2 protein-coding genes are annotated in these 908 nt (G+C 35.1%); both read right to left on the bottom strand.

Annotated features, from left to right (window positions below; translation table 11 throughout):
• Positions 1–84: 84 nt before the first annotated feature.
• Positions 85–489 (bottom strand): helix-turn-helix domain-containing protein, encoded by a 405-nt coding sequence (locus ND811_RS19415; protein ID WP_265353632.1) that lies wholly within the window; start codon positions 487–489, stop codon positions 85–87.
• Positions 490–765: a type II toxin-antitoxin system HigB family toxin gene (locus ND811_RS19420; protein WP_265353631.1), complete on the bottom strand. Its 276-nt coding sequence runs from the start codon at positions 763–765 to the stop codon at positions 490–492. It abuts the gene before it with no gap.
• Positions 766–908: the final 143 nt, after the last annotated feature.

The following is a 908-nucleotide window of genomic DNA, read 5'->3' on the forward strand; positions in this document are numbered from 1 at the left end:
ATTTGGCGCAGCCCAAGCGAGGGCTTGTCCCGAAGCGAAGCAGTAAGCCGCTGTTATGCGAAGTTTTTGGGCTTAGAGAAGTGATTACGCCACGGACGGCGTTCTTTTTCTACCTGTCTTAGAAGTTTTGACTTTATATTCTTTTACAAGAATGTCCGTAGGAATTCCAAGATTTTGATTAATCTTTCTGATCATTTCTAAAGTAAGCTTTCTTTTCCGATTTAGGATTTCAGTGGCACGACTTCGTCCACCGATGAGATTTCCTAAATCAACACTTTTCATGTTCATGTCATCCATAACGGATTTTAAAGCTTCAATTGGATCCGGATCATCAATAGGGTAGTGTTTAGTCTCGTAAGCATCAACTAATGTAATTAAAATATCTAATTTGTCGTATTCTGGTGTATTTTTCTTTGCATCCCAGAGTTTTTCAATCTCTGATAGAGCATCTAAATGATCTTTTGGATTTTTAATAGGTTTAATGTTCATTTAAATCACCTCAGCATTGATTTTGTCATATTGTTCATGAGTTCCGATAAATCGTATAAATACAGTTTGTAAATTATAATGAACCTCCACAATTAATCTGTATTTGTTTCCATGTATATTGAAAACGATTCTATTATCCTTAAGGAAACTAGCATTTCTGTATTTTTCCTTAATATCAGACGGAGATTTCCAGAAAGCTTTCGAAGTCTCTTTAAACCATACTTCTATCGGAATTTTAGAGTCGGAGTATTTAGGTATAGAGTAGAAATCTCTCAATATTTTTCTAGAAATAACCCTCACAAATCAATAAGCACATGTTACCGGATTGGTAACAACTACTTTTTTACTATTTTAGCGAGCACGGACGCTCGCAATTTATTAAAATAGAAGCGCCCGAAAATTTTCGCATAACGAACTAG

Origin of the sequence: Leptospira soteropolitanensis, from assembly GCF_026151655.1 — a bacterium.
GTDB classification, from domain to species: Bacteria; Spirochaetota; Leptospiria; order Leptospirales; family Leptospiraceae; genus Leptospira_A; species Leptospira_A soteropolitanensis.